We start from the raw sequence: 24484 nt of genomic DNA, 5'->3' as shown, positions 1-24484 counted from the left end.
TTAAAAGTTATATAAATAACCCTTAATTAACAACAGGTTACTGCGCTGAAACCATTCAGATTCATTGAGAATAGCACGTCAGGCGCATTGGTCATACCAAAATTGATATGTATCAAGTTTTGATGGTTTAAAAGTAGACAACTCTGACAAAAAAGAGGCCCGGTACGCTTTCACGTACCGGGCCTTTATCAGGTTCAGGGAGATCAGCCCAGCGTTTTAAAGGCTTTAATACGCTGCAAGTGCGGGGAAATGTTTTTGAACTTGTGGGTCTGCTCTTCGTCCCAGACAATTTCGTAGTAATGGTGCAGAAGCTCGGCGGCGCGGGAGCTGTTCAGCGCTTCATCGTTGCGGGAGAGGATCACAAGACACCGATCGCGGTTCTTTTCACGGAAATTGCTCACGCATTTAGTTGCGATGTCGGCGTACTCCTCCGGGCGATCGATTTTGCCTTCCATGTTTTCGTTCGGAAAGAGGTTAGGATTAAAAATGACCTGACGGATATCGCACAAAAAACCGATGCGCTCTGCCCAGTATCCTCCTAACCCCACGCCGCAGATCAGCGGGCGATCGTCGATATTGAGCTGCAACATTTTATCCACTTCTTTAAGCAGATGCTGCATGTCATGCTTCGGATGACGTGTGCTGTAACTGATCAGCCGGACATCCGGATCGATAAACTGCAATTGCAGCACTTTCTCATGATTACCAGGACTGTTTGAGTCAAAACCGTGTAAATAAATGATCATCGTCTCACCACGCTACGCCTTCCGGGATGAATTAAAGGGCTGCTTTATGTGCCTGCCAGCGCTCGTTCAGGGCTTCAAGCCGGGCGTTTACCGTTTTCCAGCGCGCCGAGTCCATCAGCTCCTGACGACTAAATGAACCTTTATGATACAATTGTGTAACACGTTCAGCATTGATCGGCGACAGGTTATCCAGCACGCTCACCGCCCCTTTACGATTATTGCAGACGAGGATCATATCGCAACCCGCATCCAGCGAAGCCTGCCCACGTTCGGCATAGCTACCCATAATTGCCGCCCCCTCCATGGATAAATCGTCAGAGAAAATTACGCCATTGAAGCCTAATTCCTGACGCAGTACGGTTTTCAGCCAGTGCGGAGAGCCGCTGGCCGGACGCGGATCGACCTCACTGTAGATGACGTGCGCAGGCATGATGGCATCCAGCTTGTTATCAGCGATCAGCGAGCGGAAAACCGACATGTCTTTAGCGCGAATGTCTGTTTCCGGGCGCGGATCGCGCGGGGTTTCTTTATGGGAATCCGCCGTCACCGCCCCGTGGCCCGGGAAATGTTTGCCGGTGGTTTTCATGCCCGCAGCATGCATACCGTCAATAAAGCGCGTCGCCATTGCCAGCGCAATACGCGGATCGTCATGATACGAACGCTCACCAATTGCCGCGCTAATGTGTCCTACGTCCAGCACCGGGGCGAAGCTGATGTCGATATCCATGGCGATCATCTCGCTGGCCATCAGCCAGCCGGCGTCCTGCGCCAGTTGACCGCCCTCTTCGATCCCCAGCAGCGCAGCAAAAGATTGCGCGGCGGGTAAACGGGTAAACCCTTCGCGGAAACGCTGCACACGCCCACCTTCCTGGTCTACGGCCACCACCAGGTGATTGCGCGACGCCGCACGGATCTGGCGAACCAGCTCACGCAACTGCTCCGGATCATGATAATTGCGGGTGAAAAGAATCAGCCCCCCTACCAGCGGATGCGCCAGAATTTCGCGCTCTTCCGCATCCAGCTCAAACCCTTCGACATCCAACATTACTGGACCCACACCTACCTCTCTTATCCTTTCGTTTGTAACTGACGCCAGGCATCATTTGCCAGCGCAATAAATTGTTTGTCATCTGTCTGCTGAAGGCGCATTTCAAACCATCCCGCCATCAGCATCAACACCCACGGACGCCAGCGCGCGACCTGCCGCGCAAGGGTGAGCGCATTGATGTTGGCGTTTCGGGCATAGGCGGTTATCAGCTGCTCGCGCGACGCCTCATCAGGCATCCAGACCGCAGCGAGTTCGAGCGCCACGTCACCGTCTCCGGCATATTCCCAGTCGATAAGTTTCTCGCCTGCCGTGGTATGAACGATATTACCCGCGTGGACATCCATATGCAGCGGCGCCAGACGTAACGCCTGCGGCTCTCCCGCTCTGCGTAGCCGCTTAAGCTGCGCCAGCCAGTAGGGCGAGCGTCGTCCAGGCGCAGCCTGCTGCCAGTAGTGATCCAGCAAAGGAAGTAACGTTACCCGCCAGCCCAGACGCGGCTGGCAATGCAGATGATACAGCATGGCTGCAAGCGCAGGCGTATCGGGAAGCTCGCTTTTGATCTCACCCGCAATAAACGCCACCGCCATCCAGTCTCTGATAAAGAGATGAGGTTGTGGCGCAAGGTCGGCGGGCAGGCGCTTCAGGGCGCGGAACTGGCGACGAAAATGGGAGGCAGGCGCGGCGGCATCGTGATGCTGACGTAAAACCAGCCGATGGTCGCCACGCTCAATAATGCAACTCGCGCCGCCAAGCCCGGCGGGGGCTTGCGGCGCGATAACACGGTACTGAGGGAAATAACGCGTCAGGACGTCATGACGCGTGCGCTTATTGTTGCGTAACGGCACCTTTACCTGACCAGATAATTTCGCCGGTCTGAACCAGCATTAACTGCATCTGCAACGACGGCGTGTTCACGTTGCCTGTCGCGTTAGAATAAAGGACATACTGCGCGCCAACGTTGCGGGCAATACCAATCGCTTTACTGCGCGAACCCAGGCTGTCCTGAGGCGACAGACCAAGCTGCTGCTTGGCGACCGCGAGCTGCTGAGCTGAGACCAGCGTAAATTTACCGTTGTTTGCCAGCGCGTTGCGCAGGGTTTCCGTCGCTTCTCCCGCATTCAGGGAACCGTTTGTACGGTTGTTCACGCTGTCCACCAGCAGCACGCTGCCGGGCGTAACGCCCTGTGCCTGCAACATTTTGCCCACCATCGGCTGCATTGCGCCGTTCCAGTCATAGTGGCGTACTCGCGGCGCAGGCTGTGCGGTGTCGTCCGGATGTTCGATCGGGCCAGGCTGCGCCGGAATGGTCGGTACAGACGGCACGGTTGGAACAGGCTGCGCTGGCGTTGTTGGCTGTTCCGTTCCCGGCTTCGCCTGATCTACCGGTGCTGGTTCTTCCGTTCGCGTCACACAACCCGCCAGAAAGAGTGCAAAAGCACTCAGGAGCGCATAACGGCTCATTGTTTTAATCAAGGTTCACTCCTTACAAATAAAGATAAAGTCTCACCTTATGTGCACCCAGATAGCTGGCGCTGCCGTAGAGCGTGACTGACGATCTTGCCGGGATGGTCACGCTGCGCGGCGCCTCAAGCGGGTGCATCTCAAGACCTCTCACGTCATACCAGTAGAAGCGATAATGCACCGTCACTGGCTCTTGCCTTTCGTTATAGAGCGTAGAGGAGGCTGAAGACTGGATTTCGCTTATGGTCAGCGAAGGTTTCTCCGCCGTGATGCCCGCAGCAAGCACTGAGGACTCCATCACCAGCGTCTGTTCTTCACTGACCGGGATGGCGGGACGCGCGCTGCACCCAACCATTACCAGCGTCACGATCAGCGCTGCAATACGCCCAGTTAACATATTAAAGACCTTTATGTGCCAGCATCGGTCCCAGTGGACGTCCACCCAGCAGATGCATATGAATATGATAGACTTCCTGGCCGCCATGGCGATTACAGTTCATGATCAGACGGTATCCGTCCTCAGCAATCCCTTCCTGCTCTGCGATTTTCGCGGCTACCGTAAGCATACGGCCCAGCGCCACTTCATGCTCGGTTTTAACGTCATTAACGGTCGGGATCAGAATATTGGGAATAATAAGGATGTGCGTCGGCGCCTGGGGAGAAATGTCGCGGAAAGCCGTGACCAGTTCATCCTGATAGACAATATCCGACGGAATTTCGCGGCGGATAATTTTACTGAAAATCGTTTCTTCAGCCATGACCTTTTCCTTTTAAGTTTAATCTGGCGTCGTGCGTCCGTTGTTAACACACATTGTCTGATTTACTGCGTGACACAAGACAAGAGTATGAGCGAGTTTCTCCTGTCCTTTCAACCTTCTCCCGTGATTTCTTTCCTGATTGTCCGCCATCTGGCTGAAGAGGCATCGCTTTAGGACATTTCTTTTCTGAAACCTTATTTCAGTTCATCCCGAAACATCTGTTTACAGCGTTAATCACAATGCGTATATTTCGCATTTGCATTTTCATGCGCATTTTTAACATAGAAAACGACGTCAGCCCGTGCTAGCGGGACTGTCGCGAATTACCTTCACCATTCACTAAGGGTTTGATGATGTCTTTCATTAATCACACCAGGGATGGGCAACATCAGCCTGCCGCAACACCTTCGTTGCTGGCCGCCTGCATTGCTATGGCATTGACGCCAACCGCCGCTTTCGCTGCTTCAACCACCGAAGATACCGTCGTCGTAGACGGGGGTTTTGACAACACACAGGATCTTTCTGCCAGCCAGGATCAGGATTACAGCGTAAAAACCACCACCACCGGCACCAAACTGTTGCTGGTTCCCCGCGACATCCCACAGTCCGTCAGCGTTATCAGCCAGCAACGTATGGCTGACCAGAATCTGCAATCCATCGGACAGGTGCTGACGAATACCACGGGCATTACGGCCCAGGTGCAGGACAGCGACCGTACCGTGTTTTACTCACGCGGCTTTTTCGTCAGCAACTACGCCTATGACGACCTGCCAACCTCCATCAGTGAAGTGTGGAACTTTGGTGATACCGCCGCGGATACCGCGATTTATGACCGCATCGAAGTGGTTCGCGGCGCCACCGGCCTGATGTCCGGCACGGGCAACCCGGCTGCGTACGTTAATATGGTGCGTAAGCATGCGGACAGCCCGGAATTTAAAGGTAACGTCTCCGCCAGTTACGGCAGCTGGGACAAGCAGCGCTACGTGCTGGATCTCCAGGCGCCGCTGGTAGAGTCAGGTAAGGTACGAGGCCGTCTGATCACCGGTTATCAGGACAACGACAGCTTCGTGGATAACTACCACTACCGGAAGAAATTCCTCTACGGCGTGATGGACGCGGATGTCACCGACAGCACCACCCTCTCGGTAGGGTATGAATATCAGGAAAGCCATACCGCCGACCCGACATGGGGCGGGCTGCCGACCTGGTACAGCGACGGAAGTAAGACCCACTACAATCGCAGCCAGACCGTCGCGCCTGACTGGGCTTATTCAGATAAAGACAGCACCCGCATCTTCGCTAACCTGACTCAGCGTTTCGATAATGGCTGGGAAGCGCACATCAACGGTATGCATGCTGAAACCAACTTCGACTCCAAACTGATGTATATGTCCGGCTATCCGGATAAAGAGACTGGCGCGGGTCTGGTGGGTTATGGCGGCTGGAACCGTGGAGAACGTAAACAGGATGCGGTTGACGCCTTCCTGCGCGGCGGCTTCGATCTCTTTGGCCGTCAGCACGAAATGATGTTCGGCGGCAGCTTCAGCCGTCAGCGTAACCATTACGACAACTCCATGCCGGATGCGGTATACGGCATGGTTGATGTCGGCAACTTTAAGAACTGGAACGGGAACATCGCCGATCCGCAGTGGACGCCGTGGAAACTCTACAGCAAGGATGATATTCGCCAGTCTTCAGCCTATTCGTCGGCTCGTTTCTCGCTGGCCGATCCGCTACACCTGATCCTGGGCGCGCGCTACACCCAATACAATATTCGTTATAACCCGGCAGGATCGCCGAATACCCGTCTGGAAAGCACCAAAGATGATGTAACGCCGTACGCCGGCCTGGTGTATGACATCAATGAGGACTGGTCGACCTACGTCAGCTATACCTCTATCTTCCAGCCGCAGGATAAGCGCGATGCCAGCGGACGTTATCTTGACCCTACCACGGGTAAAAGCTACGAAGCCGGGGTGAAGGCGGACTGGTTTAATACCCGTCTCACCACCTCGCTGGCGATTTTCCGCATTGAGCAGGATAACGTCGCCAGCAACACCTATACCTACATGCCGAGCGGTGAGTCGATCTATGAATCGCTGGACGGGGTGGTCAGCAAAGGGGTCGAGTTCGAGCTCAACGGTGCCCTGACCGATAACTGGCAGCTGACCTTCGGCGCGACGCGTTACATCGCAGAAGATAAGAATGGCAACGCCGTCAGCGCCGATCAGCCGCGCACAACCATGAAGCTCTTCACCCGCTATCAGTTGCCAATGCTGCCGGAACTGACCGTGGGCGGCGGCGTAAACTGGCAGAACAAAGTGTGGACGGACGTGGAAGGTGGCCCGGCAGGACGTTCCCGCGCGGAGCAAGGCAGCTATGGGCTGGTGAACCTGTTCAGCCGTTATCAGGTCACCAAAGATTTTGCGGTGCAGGCTAACGTCAACAACCTGTTCGACAAAGAGTATTACGATTACGTCGGTTCTTATGTAGTGTATGGCGCGCCGCTGAACGTCTCGGTGAGCGCGAGCTACGATTTCTGAGTGACAGAAGCCCGGTGGCGCTGCGCTTACCGGCCCTACCCATCACGTAGGCCGGGTAAGACGCAGCCGCCACCCGGCACCACAAACCGCAGTAATAAAAAAGGCAGCCATTCGGCTGCCTTAGTCTCCCCAGGTCACAGCTTAGTTGTTGCGGATGTACTCATCCATTTCGGTTTTCAGGTTATCGGATTTCGTACCGAAGATTGCCTGAACACCAGAACCAGCAACAACGACGCCCGCTGCGCCCAGTTTTTTCAGACCCGGCTGGTCTACTTTCGCAACGTCGGCAACGCTCACACGCAGACGAGTGATACACGCGTCCAGGTTAGTGATGTTCTCTTTACCACCGAAGGCAGCTACCAGAGCAGGCGCCATTTCGCTGGTCGCACCGGCTTTGCTGTCTTCCGTTGCATCTTCACGACCCGGCGTTTTCAGGTCCAGTGCTTTGATCAGCACGCGGAAGACGGTGTAGTACACCACTGCGTAGCCCGCACCCACAATTGGGAACAGCCACAGCTTGCTGCTGTTACCGGACAGAACGATGAAGTCGATCAGACCGTGAGAGAAGGACGTACCGTCACGCATACCCAGCAGGATACAGATTGGGAATGCCAGACCTGCCAGTACCGCGTGGATGATGTACAGGATCGGTGCAACGAACATGAAGGAGAACTCGATCGGCTCGGTGATACCGGTCAGGAACGAGGTCAGCGCTGCGGAGATCATGATACCGCCCACTTTTGCACGGTTCTCTGGTTTAGCAGAGTGCCAGATCGCAATTGCGGCGGCCGGCAGACCGTACATTTTGAACAGGAAGCCACCAGACAGTTTACCTGCCGTTGGGTCACCCGCCATGTAGCGTGGGATGTCGCCGTGGAACACCTGGCCTGCTGCGTTGGTGTATTCACCAATCTGCATCTGGAATGGAACGTTCCAGATGTGGTGCAGACCAAATGGTACCAGGCAGCGCTCAATGAAGCCGTAGATACCGAACGCCACAACCGGGTTCTGGTAAGCCGCCCACTGAGAGAAGGTCTGGATTGCCGTACCGATTGGTGGCCAGATGAAAGACAGAACCACACCGGTGAAAATCGCGGCCAGACCAGAAATGATCGGCACAAAACGTTTACCCGCGAAGAAGCCCAGATACTCAGGCAGCTTGATGCGATAAAAGCGGTTAAACATATACGCTGCAATCGCACCGGAGATGATACCACCGAGAACACCGGTGTCCGCCAGATGCTTAGCGGCAATCTCTTCAGCAGGTAAATGCAGTACCAGCGGCGCAACCACAGCCATGGTTTTCACCATGATGCCGTAAGCAACAACGGACGCCAGCGCGGATACACCGTCGTTATTGGTGAAGCCCAGAGCAACACCGATAGCGAAGATCAGCGGCATGTTAGCAAAAACAGAACCGCCTGCTTCGGCCATCACGTGGGAAACTACGGCTGGCAGCCAGCTGAAGTTTGCAGAACCGACACCCAGCAGGATACCTGCGATAGGCAGTACGGATACTGGCAGCATCAGCGATTTACCGACCTTTTGCAGGTTAGCAAATGCATTCTTAAACATAATTGAGAGTGCTCCTGAGTATTTGTGCTTTTTTTACGTTTTCACGCATTGGCCCGGGGGGAGTACCGCGCCGTGGACAGGACATCTAAGCGCCCTTTATTTATTACACAGAGTAAAATAATTCCCTCTGAGTTTGTTTGACGGCTATCACGTTTCAGTTCAAGACGGCCAAAAAACTTGCAGATATTTACATAAAGCATGTCTGGATGTGTCTAAAAACGCCATCACCGCCCCAAATGAGGCGGTGAACTTTACTCGTTTTACTTATTAATTACGAGCCTAAAAATAACAGGCGTATCAGACAGATTGCAGGTGGGCGGGGTCGATATGGAACAGACTAGCGAAGTTTTCCGTTGTCACGCGAGCCAGCTCTTCAATACTGACACCTTTCAGAACGGCCATATACTCAGCGACATCCCGGGTCATCGCTGGCTGATTTTCTTTGCCGCGATGAGGCACCGGTGCCAGGTACGGGGAATCGGTTTCCACCAGAATACGATCCAGCGGAACATATCGCGCCGCATCACGCAGTTGCTCAGCATTCCGGAACGTTACAATCCCCGAGAACGAGATATAAAAGCCTAAATCAAGCAGCTTACCCGCCGTTTCTCTGTCTTCAGTGAAACAGTGTAGTACGCCACCGCAATCCGTCACCTTTTCTTCCCGCAGGTTCGCCAGCGTGTCGGCGCGCGCATCGCGGGTATGAACGATAACAGGCTTATTCAGTTCACGGCCAATACGGATGTGGTTGCGGAAGGATTCCTGCTGGCGAGGTTTCGTTTCCGGGGTGTAGAAATAGTCGAGACCGGTCTCGCCCATCGCCACTACGCCCTCTTCTGCGGCAAGACGGCGTAAATCCTCAACGTCGTACGCTTCATCCTGATTCAGCGGATGCACGCCGCAGGAGAAGACGACATTATCGCGCTCGCCTACCAGTTCACGCATGGCGCGGTAACCCGGCAACGTGGTCGCCACGGCCAGGCAAAATTTCACATCGCGCGCGGCGGCTTTCGCCAGCACGTCGTCCACATTTTTATGCAGGGACTGATAATCCAGGCCATCGAGATGGCAGTGTGAGTCGACTAAAAACATAATGTCTCTCTCAGAGGTGGGAAACCGGCGGTATGACACCCGGTTGCAGGTAGTGTTCGATACGCAGTAACTGGTCGGTCAGTAAAAGCTCGCGATTGAGACCGGTTACCGTCAAAAGTTGTTCACGACTCTGGCAGATATCATGAAGGATAGCGTGCAGCGACTGCCCTGACAGGCGATTCGCCAGCGTGGTGACCAGCGCCCACACGTCAGGGTTAGTCAGAAGCGTCGCCCCCTGCTGGATTTTGAGCGCATCCAGCAGCAGTGCGGCCAGCCAGTGCAGCCGTTCCGGTGCCTGATCGCTGTTCAGCGCTGGCAGCACGCTCAGCCAGTCATGGCTGTCGAGGGCTGATTCAACCGCACGACATAGCGTTTCACGCTGGGACCACACTTCCGGCTGCAATAAGGCCAGCGCAGCCGCAGGCGCACCGCTGCACAGGCGCAACGCCGAGCGCGCCGCGTCTTGTGACACCGTCACTTCTCGCTCAAGCCAGGCGAGCGCCCAGGATTCCTGAGGGACAGCGAGGTGGTGAAGACGGCAGCGACTGCGCAGCGTCGCCAGCAAGCGTTCCGGCTCGCGGCAGGAGAGGAAAAACCAGGTATTCTCTGGCGGCTCTTCCAGGGTTTTTAACAGGGCGTTGGCTGCGGCTTCCGTGAGCAGCGCGGCGTCTTTCAGCCACACCACTTTCGCCCCCCCCAGACGCGCATATTCGTACAGTTTCTCACTGACCTCACGCACCGCGTCGATACCGAGCGTATTTTTGCCCTTCTCGGGTTCGAGGGTGTAATAGTCAGGATGCGTGCCCGCCTGCATAAGCTGGCAACCCCGGCATTTACCGCAGCTTTTATGTCCTTCCGGCTGTTGGCACATCAGAAAGCGGGTGATGGCGTAAATCAACGCATCATCACCCATTCCCGGCAGCGCCTGGATCAGTAACGCATGATGCCCCCGACCAACCTGATAGCTGCCGATCAGCTGTTCAAAGTGTGGGCGCAACCACGGATACCATTTCATGCCTGCTGCTCCTGTAGCCACTGCGTAACGGTCTGCTGAATATCACGCGTAACGTCTTCAAGGGATTGCGTCGCATCGATGGTACGAATGGTCTTGTCCTGCCCGGCCAGTTCCAGATAACGCGCACGGGTGCGGTTAAAGAAATCAAAAGACTCCTGCTCAATGCGGTCCAGTTCGCCGCGGGCACGGGCGCGCTTCAGGCCCACCTCAGGAGTTACGTCCAGATACAGCGTCAGGTCAGGACGGAAATCGCCCAGAACCGCGTCGCGAAGCGTAGCCAGCATGGCCTGATCGATACCCCGGCCACCGCCCTGATACGCCTGGGTTGAGAGATCGTGGCGATCGCCAATCACCCATTTCCCTTCTGCCAGAGCGGGTTTGATCACCGTCTCCACCAGTTGAACGCGCGCCGCATAGAACATCAGCACTTCCGCTTTGTCGGTAATAATTTCATCACCAACGGATTTGATATCCAGTACCAGGCTGCGCAGTTTTTCCGCCAGCTGCGTACCGCCCGGCTCGCGGGTGAAGACCATGTCGGCGACGCCAAGCGACGTAAGCGTATCCACCACCACGTTACGGGCGGTGGTTTTGCCCGCCCCTTCGAGTCCCTCAATGACAATGTATTTACTGCGCATTTTTTTCCTTAAGTGCCTTCAGATAGTCCTGAACGGAGCGATTGTGGCTGGCCAGGTTGGTATTAAACGTATGCCCCCCTTTTCCGTCAGCCACAAAATAGAGATACGGCGTTTTGGCCGGGTGCGCGGCGGCCTTCAACGATGCTTCACTCGGCGTCGCGATCGGTCCAGGCGGCAGGCCGCTAATCACGTAGGTATTATACGCCGTTGGCGTCTCCAGATCTTTTCTGGAAATCCTGCCGTTGTAGTTTTCGCCCATGCCGTAGATAACGGTAGGATCGGTTTGCAAACGCATGCCGATGCGCAGACGGTTAATAAACACCGAGGCAACCTGGTCACGTTCGGCAGCAACGGCCGTCTCTTTCTCGATGATCGAGGCCATCGTCATGAACTGGTTTTGATCTTTATAAGGCAGGCCCTCTGCTCGCCCTTTCCAGGCAGCGTCTACCGCCGCGACCATTTTGTTGTGCGCGCGCTTCAGAATGGCCACATCCGTCGTGCCTGCCGTATACATCCACGTATCGGGCCAGAACCAGCCTTCCACCCACTCGGGATGTTCGAATTTTAAGGCGTCTGCCACGGTCTGGTAGCGGTCATCTTTCAGCGTATGCTTAATGTATGGCGCGTCCCGCAGCTGCCTGAGGTAATCGCTCAGACGCATACCTTCCACAAAACGCAGCGGGAACTGGGCTTCTTTACCACTCTCCAGCAGTTGCAGCATCTCGCGCACAGTCATGCCAGGGGTAAAGCGATAGGTGCCGGCCTTGAAATGGGACAGGTCCGGTTCAATACGCAGCAGCCACTGGAATACGCGTGGGCGATTGATAATTTTGTCGTCATACAGCTGCTGACCAAGCGCCTGCCGCCCGGTACCCGCTTTCAGGGTAAAAATCGTCTCGTCTTTAATCAGGATCTGACTCTCCGCCAGCTGACGGACTTTCCACACTCCCGCTCCGCCAGCGATACCGAACGCAACGATAAGAAGGAGGACAAAGCGTAACATTTTCTTCATGACTACCTGGTTTGCTCACATAACGGGGCCAGAAACTGGAACAGCTCGCGGGATGACCAGCATTTGCGGCCATAAGCGCGAACGGGGACAACGGGCATCAGCGCATTGCAGATTACGACTTCATCGGCAGACAGCAGCGCCTCTTCCTTAGCGTTGACTTCGACAACGCGAAAGCCTGCGCGTGCCAGCTGGTGCAGACAAAACTGTCGCATAATACCGTTGACGCCGGCCTGCTCCAGCGAAGGCGTGAACACGTCACTGCCCTTCCGCCAGAGTAAATTAGCCGCACAGCATTCCGTAATGTACCCTTCGCTGTCAAGAACCAGCGCCTCCCCGGCCTCCGTCTGCTCAAGATGAGTACGAATAAGCACCTGTTCAAGGCGGTTGAGATGTTTTATGCCAGCGAGCATCGGGTTTCGCCCCAGACGTACCGGACTTAATGCCAGGGCTACGCCCTCTTCACGCCAGTGCGCATAATGGGAAGGATAATCTGAAACGGAAAGGACCCGCGTAGGATGCAGACAGGCAGAACCGCTATAGCCCCGGCCACCGCTCCCGCGGCTAATAATGACTTTCAGGACGCCGCTTGCTTTATCTGACGCCAGCCGACGCATTTCACTTTCAAGAATGTCCCACTGCGAGAAGGGGATCAGTAGTGCTTCGCAGGCTTTTTGTAAACGAAGGATATGGGTCCCGAGCAGACACACGCCACCGTCGAGAATACGCGCAGTCGTGAAACAGCCATCGCCAAACTGGGTCGCCCTGTCGCTTGCCGGCAGCGTGTCTTGCTCAAGGCCATTAATTAAAAACATGGTGGCTCCTTATGCGTGGAGGCTCAGTCTGGCAGGATGTGAGCAGCCGGACAAGGGGATTTCACCTAATAAAAAAGGCCCGGCAAGCGGACCTTTTTTATCGTCAGCGACTAACCAGACTCAGACCTTTTTGAAGATCAGAGAACCGTTAGTCCCACCGAAGCCGAAGGAGTTACACAGGGTATACTCCATACCGCTAACCTGGCGTGCTTCGTGAGGAACGAAGTCCAGATCGCAACCTTCATCCGGATTATCCAGGTTGATGGTTGGCGGTACAGCCTGATCGCGCAGCGCGAGAATTGAGTAGATTGACTCTACTGCCCCCGCAGCACCCAGCAGGTGACCGGTCATGGATTTCGTGGAGCTTACCATTACGCGGCCGGCAGATTCGCCGAAGATAGACTTAACAGCCTGCGCTTCTGCTTTATCGCCCGCAGGTGTAGACGTCCCATGGGCGTTAACGTAGCCAATCTGTGCCGGCGTAATGCCCGCATCGCGGATGGCGTTTTCCATCGCCAGCGCAGCGCCTGCACCGTTCTCTGGAGGAGACGTCATGTGATAAGCATCGCTGCTCATGCCAAAGCCAACAACTTCAGCATAAATTTTTGCGCCACGTTTTTTCGCGTGTTCGTACTCTTCCAGTACGATCATGCCTGCACCGTCACCCAGCACGAAACCATCACGGTCTTTATCCCACGGACGGCTCGCCGCCTGGGGATTATCGTTTCGGGTAGAGAGCGCACGCGCTGCACCGAAGCCACCGACGCCCAGCGGGGTACTGGCTTTTTCAGCGCCGCCCGCAACCATAGCATCTGCATCGCCGTACGCAATGATACGCGCGGCCTGGCCGATGTTATGCACGCCAGACGTACAGGCTGTCGCGATTGAGATGCTTGGGCCACGCAGGCCGAACATAATGGTCAGGTGACCTGCCACCATGTTGACAATCGTAGACGGAACGAAGAACGGGCTGATTTTACGCGGGCCGCCATTCATCAGAGATGTATGGTTTTCTTCAATCAGACCAAGACCGCCAATCCCGGAGCCGATAGCGGCGCCGATACGGGTCGCGTTCTCTTCCGTAATCTCAAGGCCAGAATCCTGCATGGCCTGAACGCCAGCGACAATTCCATATTGAATGAAGGCATCCATCTTGCGCTGTTCTTTGCGCGAGATGATCTCTTCACAGTTAAAATCCTTTACTAAGCCAGCAAATTTCGTTGCATAGGCGCTAGTATCGAAATGGTCGATTAGGCTGATGCCGCTCTGACCGGCAAGGAGAGCTTTCCAGGTGGACTCTACGGTATTGCCGACAGGAGACAACATGCCAAGTCCGGTCACAACTACACGACGCTTAGACACGCTTGTCCTCCAGGGAGGGATAAAAAAAGAGATTCGTGGGACAACAAAAGATAAAACTCAGGCGGTCGAATGACCGCCTGGAGATGTTCACTTACGCCTGGTGACCGTTGATGTAATCAATGGCAGCCTGAACGGTGGTGATTTTCTCAGCTTCTTCGTCCGGAATCTCAGTATCAAACTCTTCTTCCAGAGCCATTACCAGCTCAACGGTGTCAAGAGAATCTGCGCCCAGGTCTTCAACAAAGGAAGCGGAGTTCACAACTTCTTCCTGCTTAACGCCCAGCTGTTCGCCGATAATTTTCTTAACGCGTTCTTCGATAGTGCTCATACTCTTAAATTTCCTATCAAAACTCGCTTTCGCGATGGTTTTCGTAGTGTATAAAATGTTGAAAAATTTGCAACTAAATCCCGGCAGGTCTTACCACGATTTTACGTTATTTTGAGGCCATTTGCCCAAATAACGCAAATATTTTCGATCGTGATTAAACCATGTACATCCCGCCGTTGACGTGGAGGGTTTCACCAGTGATGTAACCCGCTTCGTCAGAGGCTAAAAATGCAACCGCGCTGGCGATTTCTTTAGGGTCGCCAAGACGACCCGCCGGAACTGCCGCCAGCGTACCCGCACGCTGCTCATCAGTCAGCGCACGCGTCATGTCCGTTTCAATAAAGCCCGGAGCAACAACGTTTACAGTAATTCCGCGGGACGCGACTTCACGCGCCAGCGACTTACTGAAACCGATCAGACCTGCTTTCGCCGCAGCGTAGTTAGCCTGACCAGCATTTCCCATGGTACCAACCACAGAACCTACAGTGATAATACGACCATGACGCTTTTTCATCATAGCGCGCATTACCGCTTTTGACAGACGGAATACAGATGACAGGTTGGTTTCGATAATATCGTTCCACTCGTCGTCTTTCATTCGCATCAGCAGGTTGTCGCGAGTGATCCCGGCATTATTGACCAGAATATCCACTTCGCCAAACTCTGCGCGAATATTTTCCAGAACAGATTCGATAGATGCTGGTTCAGTCACATTCAGTACCAGACCTTTACCGTTCGCACCCAGATAGTCGCTGATGGCCTGTGCGCCATTCTCACTGGTCGCAGTCCCGATCACCGTCGCGCCGCGCGCAACCAGTGTTTCAGCAATAGCGCGCCCAATACCGCGGCTTGCGCCGGTCACCAGGGCAATTTTTCCTTCAAAACTCATGGTATTCCTCTTTTATTGCGAGAGTGCCGCTTTCATGGCTTCCGGCTCGTTAATCGCCGAGGCAGTCAGGGTATCTACAATACGTTTTGTCAGACCGGTAAGTACCTTACCTGGACCAACTTCATACAGATGTTCAACGCCCTGAGACGCCATAAATTCAACGGTTTTAGTCCACTGAACCGGGCTGTAGAGCTGGCGAACCAGCGCGTTACGGATAGCCTCCGGCGCGGTTTCGCACTTCACATCGACGTTATTCACAACGGAAATCGTCGGTGCGTTAAAGGTCATTTTTTCCAGCTCAACCGCCAGCTTATCGGCAGCGGGCTTCATCAGCGCGCAGTGAGACGGTACGCTCACCGGCAGGGGCAGTGCACGTTTTGCGCCCGCAGCTTTACAGGCAGCGCCTGCACGCTCAACCGCTTCTTTATGACCCGCGATTACCACCTGGCCTGGCGAGTTAAAGTTTACCGGAGAAACGACCTGACCTTCAGCAGATTCTTCACAGGCTTTAGCGATAGAAGCATCATCCAGACCGATGATGGCAGACATGCCGCCCGTGCCCTCTGGCACCGCTTCCTGCATGAATTTACCACGCAATTCAACCAGGCGTACCGCGTCAGCGAAGGCAATCACCCCTGCGCAGACCAGCGCAGAGTATTCACCCAGGCTATGACCCGCCATCAGCGTCGGCGCTTTGCCGCCCTGCTGCTGCCATACGCGCCACAATGCGACGGAGGCTGCCAGCAGTGCCGGTTGAGTCTGCCAGGTTTTGTTCAGCTCTTCAGCGGGGCCCTGTTGGGTCAGCGCCCACAGATCATAACCCAGCGCGTCAGAGGCTTCACGGAAAGTCTCTTCAATAACCGGATAGTTTGCTGCCATTTCAGACAACATCCCAACAGTTTGCGAGCCCTGTCCCGGGAACACAAAAGCAAATTGCGTCATTTTTTAATCCTTATCCTAGAAACGAACCAGCGCGGAACCCCAGGTGAACCCGCCACCAAAGGCTTCAAGCAAGACCAGTTGGCCCCGTTTAATTCGTCCATCGCGTACCGCTTCGTCAAATGCGCACGGTACCGATGCCGCAGAGGTGTTGCCGTGGCGATCAAGCGTCACCACAACGTTATCCATAGACATGCCCAGCTTCTTCGCCGTCGCGCTGATGATACGCAGGTTCGCCTGATGCGGCACCAGCCAGTCGAGTGCGGTGCGTTCAAGGTTATTGGCTTCCAGCGTCTCATCGACAATATGCGCAAGCTCAGTCACCGCCACCTTGAATACTTCATTACCTGCCATGGTGAGGTAAATGGAGTTATCAGGATTAACGCGATCGGCGTTAGGCAGCGTTAACAGCTCGCCGTAGCGGCCATCGGCATGCAAGTGCGTGGAGATGATGCCCGGCTCTTCGGACTGCCCCAGCAGCACCGCGCCCGCGCCATCGCCAAAAATAATGATCGTGCCGCGATCGGTTGGATCGCAGGTACGCGCCAGAACATCAGCGCCGATCACCAGCGCATATTTTACGGCGCCCGATTTTACATACTGATCGGCGATGCTCAGCGCATAGGTGAAACCCGCGCACGCTGCTGCAACATCAAATGCCGGGCAGCCTTTGATGCCGAGCATGTTCTGCACCTGGCACGCTGCGCTTGGGAAGGCATGCGTGGCAGAGGTTGTCGCCACCACAATAAGCCCGATCTGTTCTTTATCAATGCCAGCCATCTCAAGCGCTCGCTGAGCGGCTTCGTAGCCCATGGTGGACACAGTTTCGTCTGGCGCGGCGATACGACGTTCACGGATACCTGTGCGCGTGACAATCCACTCGTCAGACGTATCTACCATTTTTTCAAGATCGGCGTTGGTACGCACTTGTTTTGGCAGGTAGCTGCCGGTACCTAAAATCTTCGTATACATGTACGCTCAGTCACTTTTAGCTAATACAGATCCCAGGCGAGCGGCAATCCTCTGAGGGACTTGTCGCTGCACCGCCTGCACTGCCTGTTCAATCGCGACGGTAAATGCTCGCTGATTGGCGGCGCCATGACTCTTAATCACGATGCCGCGCAATCCTAACAGACAGGCGCCATTATACTGGTCGGGGTTGAGGTGACTGAATCGCCGCGTCAGGCTTTTTTGTAACCAACGCTTTAATAAAATCAGCCACCAGGACCTTTTTTTACCTTCTCCCTGCGATTTCAGCAGAGAAAGGAACATTCGTACGACCCCTTCCATGGTCTTCAACGTCACGTTTCCGGTGAAGCCATCACACACTAATACATCCGTTTTGCCCGTCAGCAACTCATTGGCTTCGAGATAACCAATATAGTTGATGGAGGGGACCTGTTTGAGTATTTCCGCAGCGTCGCGGATACTGTCCAGGCCTTTGGTCTCTTCTTCACCAATATTCAGTAATGCAACGCGGGGATTGTTAATCCCGACCACGTCTTCAGCCAGCACCGACCCCATAACGGCAAACTGAGCCAGCATTGTACTATCACAATCCACGTTAGCGCCCAGATCCAGCACCACCGTTTTGCCCTTCTGCTGATGCGGTAATACCGTCACCAGCGCCGGACGCTCAATGCCCTCAATCGGCTTGAGCAATAATTTCGACAGCCCCATCAGCGCGCCAGTATTTCCCGCGCTGACGCAAGCCTGCGCTCGCCCTTCTTTCACCAGCTCCAGCGCCATTCGCATAGAGCTGCCGCGGCTATTACGAATAGCCTGCGATGGCCGGGCATCACTGGCAATAACTGACTGCGCAGGAATAATCTGCAGACGCGAACGTTGTTCAAAGTCAGCTTTTGCAAGTAATGGCGTGATTGTGTCGGGATTACCGACTAAAAGAAGTGTGAGTTGCGAATTAGAATTCAGTGCCTGCAATGCTGCAGGCACTGTCACGGTAGGGCCAAAATCTCCCCCCATGACATCTAACGCCAGGGTTAGACGTGTCAAGGTATCGTCGCAGCCTGGTTCGGTAAACTCCCCGTTTGCACGGGGAAGTTCCTCACTAAGCCTAATCACGCTGACGCGTGATTACTTAGTGATAACCTTGCGGCCGCGGTAGAAACCGTCAGCGGTGATGTGGTGACGCAGGTGTTTCTCACCAGAAGTCTTGTCTACAGACAGGCTGGTAACTGCGGTCAGCGCGTCATGGGAACGACGCATGCCACGTTTGGAACGGGTTGGTTTATTCTGTTGTACGGCCATGGACCTTACTCCTCAATTACTTACGCGTTAAGCTGGCTAATACGGCAAATGGGTTTGGTTTTTGCGCTTCATCAGGCAGTTCCCCAAAGACCATGTCCGCCTCGGACACTTCACAGTGTTCAGAATCATGCACCGGAACGACTGGCAGGGAGAGGATGACTTCATCTTCAACCAGCGCCAGAAGATCGATTTCACCGAATTCGTTAACCTCAATCGGCTCATACGCTTCCGGGAGTGCTTCAGCCTGTTCGTCAGAACGAACCGGACTAAAACAATACGTTGTGTGAACATGCTGTACAAACGGTTTCCCGCAACGCTGACATTCGAGCGTTACCGTCACCTTTGCATCACCGGTTAACACGGCGAGACGCTGGTTGTCGATAGCGAACGACATGGAGCATTCTACATCACTGTCCACACTGACTACAGATTCGGCAATACGCTCAGCCTGATCGGAAGAATAGATTCCTTCGTAATCGAGGCGTTTTTGAGCCGTACGAACCGGATCAAGAGTCAGGGGTAATTTTACCTTTTGCATAGGGCGCGCATATTAACTTTGTAACGTCATAGAGTCAAAGAAAAAGGCAACCAGAGCTGCCTTTTGCCAATTATTCGCACACATTGCGGCCTGTAGTTTAAAATGGCTGGCATCGATACGCTATATCTGGTGATAAAAATATGCCAAATCTCGTCCTTGCTTCCACTTCACCTTATCGCCGAATGCTGCTGGAAAAGCTCGGGATCCCGTTTGAATGCGCTGCGCCGGAGGTGGATGAAACGCCACAGCCGGGCGAGTCACCGCGTCATCTGGTGACCCGTCTCGCGAAAGAGAAAGCACAGTCGCTGGCCGTACGTTACCCCGCACATCTGATTATAGGCTCCGATCAGGTTTGTGTGCTGGACGGCGAAATCACCGGCAAACCGCATACGGAAGAAAACGCCTGCCAGCAGCTGTTGCGTGCGCGAGGCGGTATCGTGACCTTTTATACCGGCCTGGCGCTTTATAATTCGGCTTCCGGTCATCTGCAAACCGAGTGCGAGCCGTTTGATGTGCACTTCCGTCATCTTAGCGAGCAGGAGATTATGGATTATGTGCGTCGGGAACGTCCGCTAAACTGTGCAGGGAGCTTTAAAAGTGAAGGACTAGGGATTGCGTTGTTCGACAAGCTCGATGGCCGCGATCCCAACACGCTGGTGGGGTTGCCGCTGATTGCACTGTGCCAGATGTTAAGGCGAGAAGAGTGTAATCCGCTGACGATGTGATCCCTGCGGCCTGATGCCCTCACCCCGGCCCTCTCCCACAGGGAGAGGGGGCAAACATAAAAAACGGCAATATACATTGCCGTTTTACATTTACCTTAGCCGCGCAGAACTTTCAGACAGCGTTTGAGCTGCTCATCCAGCGGCGCTTCAATACGGATAACTTCGCCGGTATTAGGATGGGTAAATTTCAGCGCTGCCGCGTGCAGGAACAGACGCGACAGCCCTGTTCCCGCCAGCTGCTTATCAAATTCGCGATCGCCATAGCGGTCATCAAACGCAATCGGATGGCCCGCAAACTGGGTATGGACGCGAATCTGGTGGGTACGCCCCGTCACCGGACTACAGCGCACCAGCGTGGCGAATTCGTAGCGCTCTTCAACTTTAAAGCGCGTCTCAGACGGTTTCCCTTCCTGATTAACACGAACAATGCGCTCGCCGCTTTGCAGAATATTTTTCAGCAGCGGCGCCTGCACCACTTTCACGTGGGACTGCCACTGGCCGCGCACCAGCGCCAGGTAATCTTTCTGCATCCCTTTTTCGCGCAGCTGTTCATGCAGTGAACGCAGCGCAGAACGTTTTTTCGCCACCAGCAGCACGCCAGAGGTATCGCGGTCAAGACGGTGAACCAGTTCGAGGAAACGCGCTTCCGGGCGCAGCGCGCGTAACCCTTCAATCACGCCGAAGCTCAGACCGCTCCCCCCGTGTACCGCCGTTCCGGACGGTTTATTCAGCACCAGAATGTGGTCGTCCTCATAAAGGATAACGTCGCTCAGGGCCGCGACTTTTTGCAGCTTCGGAGAAACGACCTCTTCTTCACGCTCTGCAACACGTACCGGTGGAATCCGGATTTCATCGCCCGCCTCGAGCTTATACTCTGGCTTCACGCGTTTTTTGTTCACCCGCACCTCGCCCTTACGCAAGATGCGATAAATCATACTTTTTGGCACGCCCTTCAACTGGGTGCGCAAAAAATTATCGATACGTTGCCCCGCCTCGTCGTCGGCGATGGCAACCATTTTTACGGCTGGAGTCTCTGTTTTCATGGTTGGCGATTCTAAATAGCGTCAGACATTAGCGCCACTCATTTTTCTATGCTTATATTTACTTTTATCCGGACCACTCCCCTTTCGCGCAATCGATTTGGTGGTTATTAAACCAATCACCCCGTTGAAGTGAAGAAACTGTGAGTAACCGGGTGATAATTGGTAAAAGTCATCTTGCTATAACCCGGCGAGCAGTGGAATAATGAATCCGTTTTCCGCGTTAAATCCGGGTTTTGTAAGGATGTCGACGGAATGACCAATTTTGTCTGACCGATCATCCACGCAGCAATGGCGTAAGACGTATTGATCTTTCAGGCAGTTAGCGGGCTGCGGGTTGCAGTACTTCCCGGTATAAGGATTGTTCTCTGGAGAGTTTTCCCAGGCAATTCCCCTGATAATTGCGCTGTGTTTCCGTATGAAACACAGGCAACCGACACTCTGCGCCTCTTAAGCGAGCGACAACCGTGAGGTTGGCGACGTGAATAGACACGAGGCCATCGGTTCATACCCCGGAAAGCGTCACCTTGCCCGCAGCTTTGTCGTCAATGTAAGAATAACGAGTAAGTTACGATGAAAAGAATGTTAATCAACGCAACTCAGCAAGAAGAGTTGCGTGTCGCCCTTGTGGATGGGCAGCGCCTGTACGATCTGGATATCGAAAGTCCTGGACACGAACAGAAAAAAGCGAACATTTACAAAGGCAAAATCACCCGCATTGAACCAAGCCTTGAAGCTGCATTTGTCGATTACGGTGCTGAGCGTCACGGTTTCCTTCCTCTCAAAGAAATCGCCCGCGAATATTTTCCTGCAAACTACAACTCCCATGGCCGTCCGAACATTAAAGATGTTCTGCGTGAAGGTCAGGAAGTTATCGTCCAGATCGATAAAGAAGAGCGTGGCAACAAAGGTGCCGCACTGACCACCTTTATCAGCCTGGCAGGAAGTTATCTGGTATTGATGCCAAACAACCCGCGTGCGGGTGGCATCTCTCGCCGTATCGAAGGCGATGACCGTACCGAGCTGAAAGAAGCGCTGGCAAGTCTCGAGCTGCCAGACGGCATGGGCCTTATCGTGCGCACCGCAGGCGTCGGCAAATCTGCCGAAGCGTTGCAGTGGGACCTGAGCTTCCGTCTGAAGCACTGGGAAGCCATCAAGAAAGCGGCTGAGAGCCGTCCTGCTCCGTTCCTGATCCACCAGGAAAGCAACGTTATTGTGCGTGCCTTCCGTGATTATCTACGTCAGGACATCGGTGAAATTCTGATTGATAACCCGAAAGTGCTTGAGCTGGCTCGCCAGCACATCGCCGCGCTGGGTCGCCCGGATTTCACCAGCAAAATTAAACTGTACACCGGTGAAATCCCGCTGTTCAGCCACTATCAGATTGAATCCCAGATCGAGTCTGCCTTCCAGCGTGAAGTGCGTCTGCCGTCCGGCGGTTCTATCGTAATTGATACCACCGAAGCGCTGACCGCTATCGACATCAACTCCGCGCGTGCAACTCGTGGCGGCGACATCGAAGAGACCGCCTTCAACACCAACCTTGAAGCCGCTGATGAAATCGCCCGCCAGCTCCGCCTGCGCGACCTGGGTGGTCTGATTGTTATCGACTTCATCGACATGACCCCGGTTCGCCACCAGCGTGCGGTTGAAAACCGTCTGCGTGAAGCGGTGCGCCAGGATCGCGCACGTATCCAGATTAGCCATATCTCGCGCTTCGGCCTGCTGGAAATGTCCCGTCAGCGTCTGAGCCCGTCACTCGGCGAGTCCAGCCATCACGTCTGCCCGCGCTGTTCCGGTACGGGTACCGTGCGTGACAATGAATCGCTCTCCCTCTCTATTCTGCGTCTGATTGAAGAAGAAGCGCTGAAAGAGAACACCAAAGAGGTTCACGCCATCGTTCCGGTGCCGATTGCCTCCTACCTGCTGAACGAAAAACGTGCAGCGGTAAGCGCAATCGAAGCGCGTCAGGGCGGCGTTCGCTGCATCATCGTGCCAAACGACGAGATGCAAACCCCGCACTATCACGTGCTGCGCGTGCGTAAAGGCGAAGAGACAAGCACCCTCAGCTACCTGCTGCCGAAGCTGCATGAAGAAGAAATGGCGCTGCCATCGGATGAAGAGCCTGCCGAGCGTAAACTGCCTGAGCAGCCTGCATTAGCAACCTTCATCATGCCGGAAGCCCCGCCGGAAGCGACGCTGGAAAAACCAGCGGCAAAACCTGCCGTGCAAAAGGCGGCCCCTGCCGCGCCAAAAGCGCAGCCTGAGCAGCCGGGTCTCCTGAGCCGCATCTTCGGCGCGTTGAAAAAAATGTTTGCTGGCGAAGAAGTTCAGCCTGAGCAGCCGAAAGAAGCGCCAAAAGAAGCGAAACCAGAGCGTCAGCAGGACCGTCGTAAGCGTCAGAACAATCGTCGCGATCGTAATGACCGCAACGACCGTAGCGATCGTAACGAACGCCGTGATAATCGTTCCGAGAACAACGAAGGTCGTGAACAACGCGAGGACAACCGTCGCAACCGTCGCGAGAAGCAACAGCAGAACGTTGAAGATCGTGAGATTCGCCAGCAGGCGGGCGATGAGTCCGAGAAGAGCAAACAGCGTGACGAGCAGCAACCTCGCCGCGAGCGTAACCGTCGTCGTAACGACGAGAAACGCCAGGCCCAGCAGGAAGTCAAAAACCTGAACCGCGAAGCGCCTGTTGAACAGCAGGACACGGAGCAGGAAGAGCGTACTCAGGTTATGCCGCGTCGTAAGCAGCGTCAGCTGACCCAGAAAGTACGTGTGGGTGCTGTTCAGACGGAAGAAAACGACGTTATCGCGGTTGAAGCAGCAGAAAGCACAACGGGTACCCAGGTTGCAAAAGTTGACCTGCCAGCCGTAGTGGAAAATCAGGTTGAGCAGGACGAAAGCAGCGAAAACCGTGACAACGCAGGTATGCCGCGTCGCTCCCGTCGTTCTCCGCGTCATCTGCGCGTGAGCGGTCAGCGTCGTCGTCGCTACCGTGACGAGCGTTACCCGACTCAGTCGCCAATGCCGCTGACCGTGGCGTGCGCGTCACCTGAGATGGCATCCGGTAAAGTCTGGATCCGTTATCCGGTTGCTCGCCCGGAGCAGGCTGTTGAAGAACAGGCTGTGACCGAAGAGGTGATTGCACCGGTAGCAGCGGTGGAAGACGTCGTGACTGAAGCGGCAACCGTGGTCGAACCGCAAGTTGTTGACACGGTGGCACCGCAGGCTGTGGAAGTGGAAACGACCCATCCTGAAGTCATTGCTGCGCCGGTTGATGCCGCTCCGCAGATCATTGCCGAAGAAGATACCGTGGTGGCTGAAGAAGTCGCGGAGGAAGCTGAGCCGGTCTCCGCAGCAGAAGAACCCGCAGACGTTACCGTCGAAACGGTGACGGAAGAGGTTGTTCAGGACGTCGAGATTCAGGTTGAGCCTGTTGTCGAAGAGGTCAAAGAGGCTGAAGTGAAATCCGAGCCGGTTGAGGTCGTTGCCGCTCCAGCGCCTGCTCACGTTGCTACCGCGCCGATGACTCGCGCCCCGGCACCTGAGTATGTACCTGAAGCGCCACGCCATAGCGACTGGGTTCGTCCGGCATTCAACTTCGAAGGCAAAGGTGCTGCCGGTGGTCACAGTGCAACGCACATGGCTACTGCGCCAGCTACTCGTCCTCAGCCTGTTGAATAACGCAC

At 54.8% G+C, this 24484-nt stretch carries 24 protein-coding genes; 3 read left to right on the top strand and 21 right to left on the bottom strand.

Annotated elements, in window-relative coordinates:
* Positions 1–203 precede the first annotated feature (203 nt).
* Genes ycfP through hinT form a run of 6 tightly spaced genes read right to left on the bottom strand, consistent with a single transcriptional unit; the run spans position 204 to position 4013 of the window.
* Positions 204–746 carry an alpha/beta hydrolase YcfP gene (gene ycfP, locus INF61_RS04160; protein ID WP_006809239.1) on the bottom strand — a complete coding sequence of 181 codons (543 nt, stop codon included), beginning with the start codon at positions 744–746 and terminating at the stop codon, positions 204–206.
* 31 nt (positions 747–777) lie between these two features.
* Complete coding sequence (nagZ, locus tag INF61_RS04155) at positions 778–1803, bottom strand: beta-N-acetylhexosaminidase (RefSeq protein WP_045330557.1); 1026 nt, start codon at positions 1801–1803, stop codon at positions 778–780.
* A gap of 11 nt (positions 1804–1814) precedes the next feature.
* Complete coding sequence (thiK, locus tag INF61_RS04150; RefSeq protein WP_047726881.1) at positions 1815–2639, bottom strand: thiamine kinase; 825 nt, start codon at positions 2637–2639, stop codon at positions 1815–1817.
* On the bottom strand, positions 2620–3264 hold the full coding sequence (gene lpoB / locus INF61_RS04145) for a penicillin-binding protein activator LpoB (RefSeq protein ID WP_085929697.1): 645 nt from the start codon (positions 3262–3264) through the stop codon (positions 2620–2622). Before lpoB ends, thiK begins: the two co-directional genes overlap by 20 nt.
* Positions 3265–3277: 13 nt before the next feature.
* Entirely contained in the window at positions 3278–3652 is a 375-nt protein-coding gene (locus INF61_RS04140) for a YcfL family protein (RefSeq protein WP_003857939.1), read from the bottom strand.
* Position 3653: 1 nt separating this feature from the next.
* Positions 3654–4013, bottom strand: a complete 360-nt coding sequence (gene hinT, locus INF61_RS04135; protein ID WP_006809243.1) for a purine nucleoside phosphoramidase — start codon at positions 4011–4013, stop codon at positions 3654–3656.
* Positions 4014–4366: 353 nt separating this feature from the next.
* On the opposite strand from hinT, the gene fhuE reads away from it, so the two are divergent.
* On the top strand, positions 4367–6556 hold the full coding sequence (fhuE, locus tag INF61_RS04130) for a ferric-rhodotorulic acid/ferric-coprogen receptor FhuE (protein WP_017384719.1): 2190 nt from the start codon (positions 4367–4369) through the stop codon (positions 6554–6556).
* A 141-nt stretch (positions 6557–6697) separates the two neighbouring features.
* Here fhuE and ptsG read toward each other — a convergent pair whose 3' ends face one another.
* The 14 genes from ptsG to yceD form a co-directional block, all read right to left on the bottom strand.
* Positions 6698–8131 carry a PTS glucose transporter subunit IIBC gene (gene ptsG, locus INF61_RS04125; RefSeq protein WP_003857942.1) on the bottom strand — a complete coding sequence of 478 codons (1434 nt, stop codon included), beginning with the start codon at positions 8129–8131 and terminating at the stop codon, positions 6698–6700.
* A 297-nt stretch (positions 8132–8428) separates the two neighbouring features.
* Positions 8429–9223 carry a metal-dependent hydrolase gene (locus INF61_RS04120; protein ID WP_193547540.1) on the bottom strand — a complete coding sequence of 265 codons (795 nt, stop codon included), beginning with the start codon at positions 9221–9223 and terminating at the stop codon, positions 8429–8431.
* 10 nt (positions 9224–9233) lie between these two features.
* Positions 9234–10238: a DNA polymerase III subunit delta' gene (gene holB / locus INF61_RS04115; protein ID WP_015570820.1), complete on the bottom strand. Its 1005-nt coding sequence runs from the start codon at positions 10236–10238 to the stop codon at positions 9234–9236.
* Positions 10235–10876, bottom strand: a complete 642-nt coding sequence (gene tmk / locus INF61_RS04110) for a dTMP kinase (RefSeq protein ID WP_192972382.1) — start codon at positions 10874–10876, stop codon at positions 10235–10237. The genes holB and tmk overlap by 4 nt, the downstream gene beginning before the upstream one ends.
* Entirely contained in the window at positions 10866–11888 is a 1023-nt protein-coding gene (yceG, locus tag INF61_RS04105; protein ID WP_017384722.1) for a cell division protein YceG, read from the bottom strand. Before yceG ends, tmk begins: the two co-directional genes overlap by 11 nt.
* A gap of 2 nt (positions 11889–11890) precedes the next feature.
* Entirely contained in the window at positions 11891–12700 is an 810-nt protein-coding gene (pabC, locus tag INF61_RS04100) for an aminodeoxychorismate lyase (RefSeq protein WP_063135251.1), read from the bottom strand.
* A 120-nt stretch (positions 12701–12820) separates the two neighbouring features.
* Entirely contained in the window at positions 12821–14062 is a 1242-nt protein-coding gene (gene fabF / locus INF61_RS04095) for a beta-ketoacyl-ACP synthase II (RefSeq protein ID WP_032104090.1), read from the bottom strand.
* Positions 14063–14153: 91 nt separating this feature from the next.
* On the bottom strand, positions 14154–14390 hold the full coding sequence (gene acpP, locus INF61_RS04090) for an acyl carrier protein (RefSeq protein WP_003857954.1): 237 nt from the start codon (positions 14388–14390) through the stop codon (positions 14154–14156).
* A gap of 154 nt (positions 14391–14544) precedes the next feature.
* Positions 14545–15279: a 3-oxoacyl-ACP reductase FabG gene (fabG, locus tag INF61_RS04085; protein WP_003857956.1), complete on the bottom strand. Its 735-nt coding sequence runs from the start codon at positions 15277–15279 to the stop codon at positions 14545–14547.
* A gap of 12 nt (positions 15280–15291) precedes the next feature.
* Positions 15292–16221 carry an ACP S-malonyltransferase gene (gene fabD / locus INF61_RS04080; protein WP_003857958.1) on the bottom strand — a complete coding sequence of 310 codons (930 nt, stop codon included), beginning with the start codon at positions 16219–16221 and terminating at the stop codon, positions 15292–15294.
* A 15-nt stretch (positions 16222–16236) separates the two neighbouring features.
* Positions 16237–17190: a beta-ketoacyl-ACP synthase III gene (locus tag INF61_RS04075; RefSeq protein WP_017384725.1), complete on the bottom strand. Its 954-nt coding sequence runs from the start codon at positions 17188–17190 to the stop codon at positions 16237–16239.
* Between the two features lie 6 nt (positions 17191–17196).
* A complete protein-coding gene (gene plsX, locus INF61_RS04070; RefSeq protein WP_017693638.1) occupies positions 17197–18231 on the bottom strand; it encodes a phosphate acyltransferase PlsX in 1035 nt (344 codons plus the stop codon).
* A gap of 81 nt (positions 18232–18312) precedes the next feature.
* The gene (gene rpmF / locus INF61_RS04065) at positions 18313–18486 is read right to left on the bottom strand and encodes a 50S ribosomal protein L32 (RefSeq protein WP_003857964.1); all 174 of its coding nucleotides are present in this window, start codon (positions 18484–18486) and stop codon (positions 18313–18315) included.
* A gap of 16 nt (positions 18487–18502) precedes the next feature.
* Positions 18503–19024: a 23S rRNA accumulation protein YceD gene (gene yceD / locus INF61_RS04060; RefSeq protein ID WP_193547539.1), complete on the bottom strand. Its 522-nt coding sequence runs from the start codon at positions 19022–19024 to the stop codon at positions 18503–18505.
* Positions 19025–19164: 140 nt separating this feature from the next.
* Here yceD and INF61_RS04055 point away from each other — a divergent pair, with 140 nt between their 5' ends.
* Positions 19165–19749, top strand: coding sequence for a nucleoside triphosphate pyrophosphatase (locus tag INF61_RS04055; RefSeq protein WP_017693639.1), 585 nt, complete (start codon positions 19165–19167; stop codon positions 19747–19749).
* Positions 19750–19844: 95 nt separating this feature from the next.
* Here the strand turns inward: INF61_RS04055 and rluC are convergent, their stop codons facing one another.
* Positions 19845–20792 (bottom strand): 23S rRNA pseudouridine(955/2504/2580) synthase RluC, encoded by a 948-nt coding sequence (gene rluC / locus INF61_RS04050; RefSeq protein WP_193547538.1) that lies wholly within the window; start codon positions 20790–20792, stop codon positions 19845–19847.
* 570 nt (positions 20793–21362) lie between these two features.
* On the opposite strand from rluC, the gene rne reads away from it, so the two are divergent.
* Positions 21363–24479, top strand: a complete 3117-nt coding sequence (gene rne / locus INF61_RS04045; RefSeq protein ID WP_023303426.1) for a ribonuclease E — start codon at positions 21363–21365, stop codon at positions 24477–24479.
* Positions 24480–24484 lie beyond the last annotated feature (5 nt).

The sequence above is a fragment of the Enterobacter cloacae complex sp. P18RS genome, assembly GCF_014982105.1.
Lineage (GTDB): Bacteria > Pseudomonadota > Gammaproteobacteria > Enterobacterales > Enterobacteriaceae > Enterobacter > Enterobacter hormaechei_C.
This window is presented reverse-complemented; position numbering and strand designations above follow the sequence as displayed.

Excerpts from the sequence above, each read along its gene's own strand:
- holB (WP_015570820.1), bottom strand. The coding sequence starts at position 10,238 with ATGAAATGGTATCCGTGGTTGCGCCCACACTTTGAACAGCTGATCGGC.
- rne (WP_023303426.1), top strand. The coding sequence starts at position 21,363 with ATGAAAAGAATGTTAATCAACGCAACTCAGCAAGAAGAGTTGCGTGTC.
- hinT (WP_006809243.1), bottom strand. The coding sequence starts at position 4,013 with ATGGCTGAAGAAACGATTTTCAGTAAAATTATCCGCCGCGAAATTCCG.
- rpmF (WP_003857964.1), bottom strand. The coding sequence starts at position 18,486 with ATGGCCGTACAACAGAATAAACCAACCCGTTCCAAACGTGGCATGCGT.
- tmk (WP_192972382.1), bottom strand. The coding sequence starts at position 10,876 with ATGCGCAGTAAATACATTGTCATTGAGGGACTCGAAGGGGCGGGCAAA.
- acpP (WP_003857954.1), bottom strand. The coding sequence starts at position 14,390 with ATGAGCACTATCGAAGAACGCGTTAAGAAAATTATCGGCGAACAGCTG.
- pabC (WP_063135251.1), bottom strand. The coding sequence starts at position 12,700 with ATGTTTTTAATTAATGGCCTTGAGCAAGACACGCTGCCGGCAAGCGAC.
- ptsG (WP_003857942.1), bottom strand. The coding sequence starts at position 8,131 with ATGTTTAAGAATGCATTTGCTAACCTGCAAAAGGTCGGTAAATCGCTG.
- yceG (WP_017384722.1), bottom strand. The coding sequence starts at position 11,888 with ATGAAGAAAATGTTACGCTTTGTCCTCCTTCTTATCGTTGCGTTCGGT.
- ycfP (WP_006809239.1), bottom strand. The coding sequence starts at position 746 with ATGATCATTTATTTACACGGTTTTGACTCAAACAGTCCTGGTAATCAT.
- INF61_RS04120 (WP_193547540.1), bottom strand. The coding sequence starts at position 9,223 with ATGTTTTTAGTCGACTCACACTGCCATCTCGATGGCCTGGATTATCAG.
- INF61_RS04055 (WP_017693639.1), top strand. The coding sequence starts at position 19,165 with ATGCCAAATCTCGTCCTTGCTTCCACTTCACCTTATCGCCGAATGCTG.
- yceD (WP_193547539.1), bottom strand. The coding sequence starts at position 19,024 with ATGCAAAAGGTAAAATTACCCCTGACTCTTGATCCGGTTCGTACGGCT.
- fabG (WP_003857956.1), bottom strand. The coding sequence starts at position 15,279 with ATGAGTTTTGAAGGAAAAATTGCCCTGGTGACCGGCGCAAGCCGCGGT.
- INF61_RS04140 (WP_003857939.1), bottom strand. The coding sequence starts at position 3,652 with ATGTTAACTGGGCGTATTGCAGCGCTGATCGTGACGCTGGTAATGGTT.
- INF61_RS04075 (WP_017384725.1), bottom strand. The coding sequence starts at position 17,190 with ATGTATACGAAGATTTTAGGTACCGGCAGCTACCTGCCAAAACAAGTG.
- fabD (WP_003857958.1), bottom strand. The coding sequence starts at position 16,221 with ATGACGCAATTTGCTTTTGTGTTCCCGGGACAGGGCTCGCAAACTGTT.
- rluC (WP_193547538.1), bottom strand. The coding sequence starts at position 20,792 with ATGAAAACAGAGACTCCAGCCGTAAAAATGGTTGCCATCGCCGACGAC.
- fhuE (WP_017384719.1), top strand. The coding sequence starts at position 4,367 with ATGTCTTTCATTAATCACACCAGGGATGGGCAACATCAGCCTGCCGCA.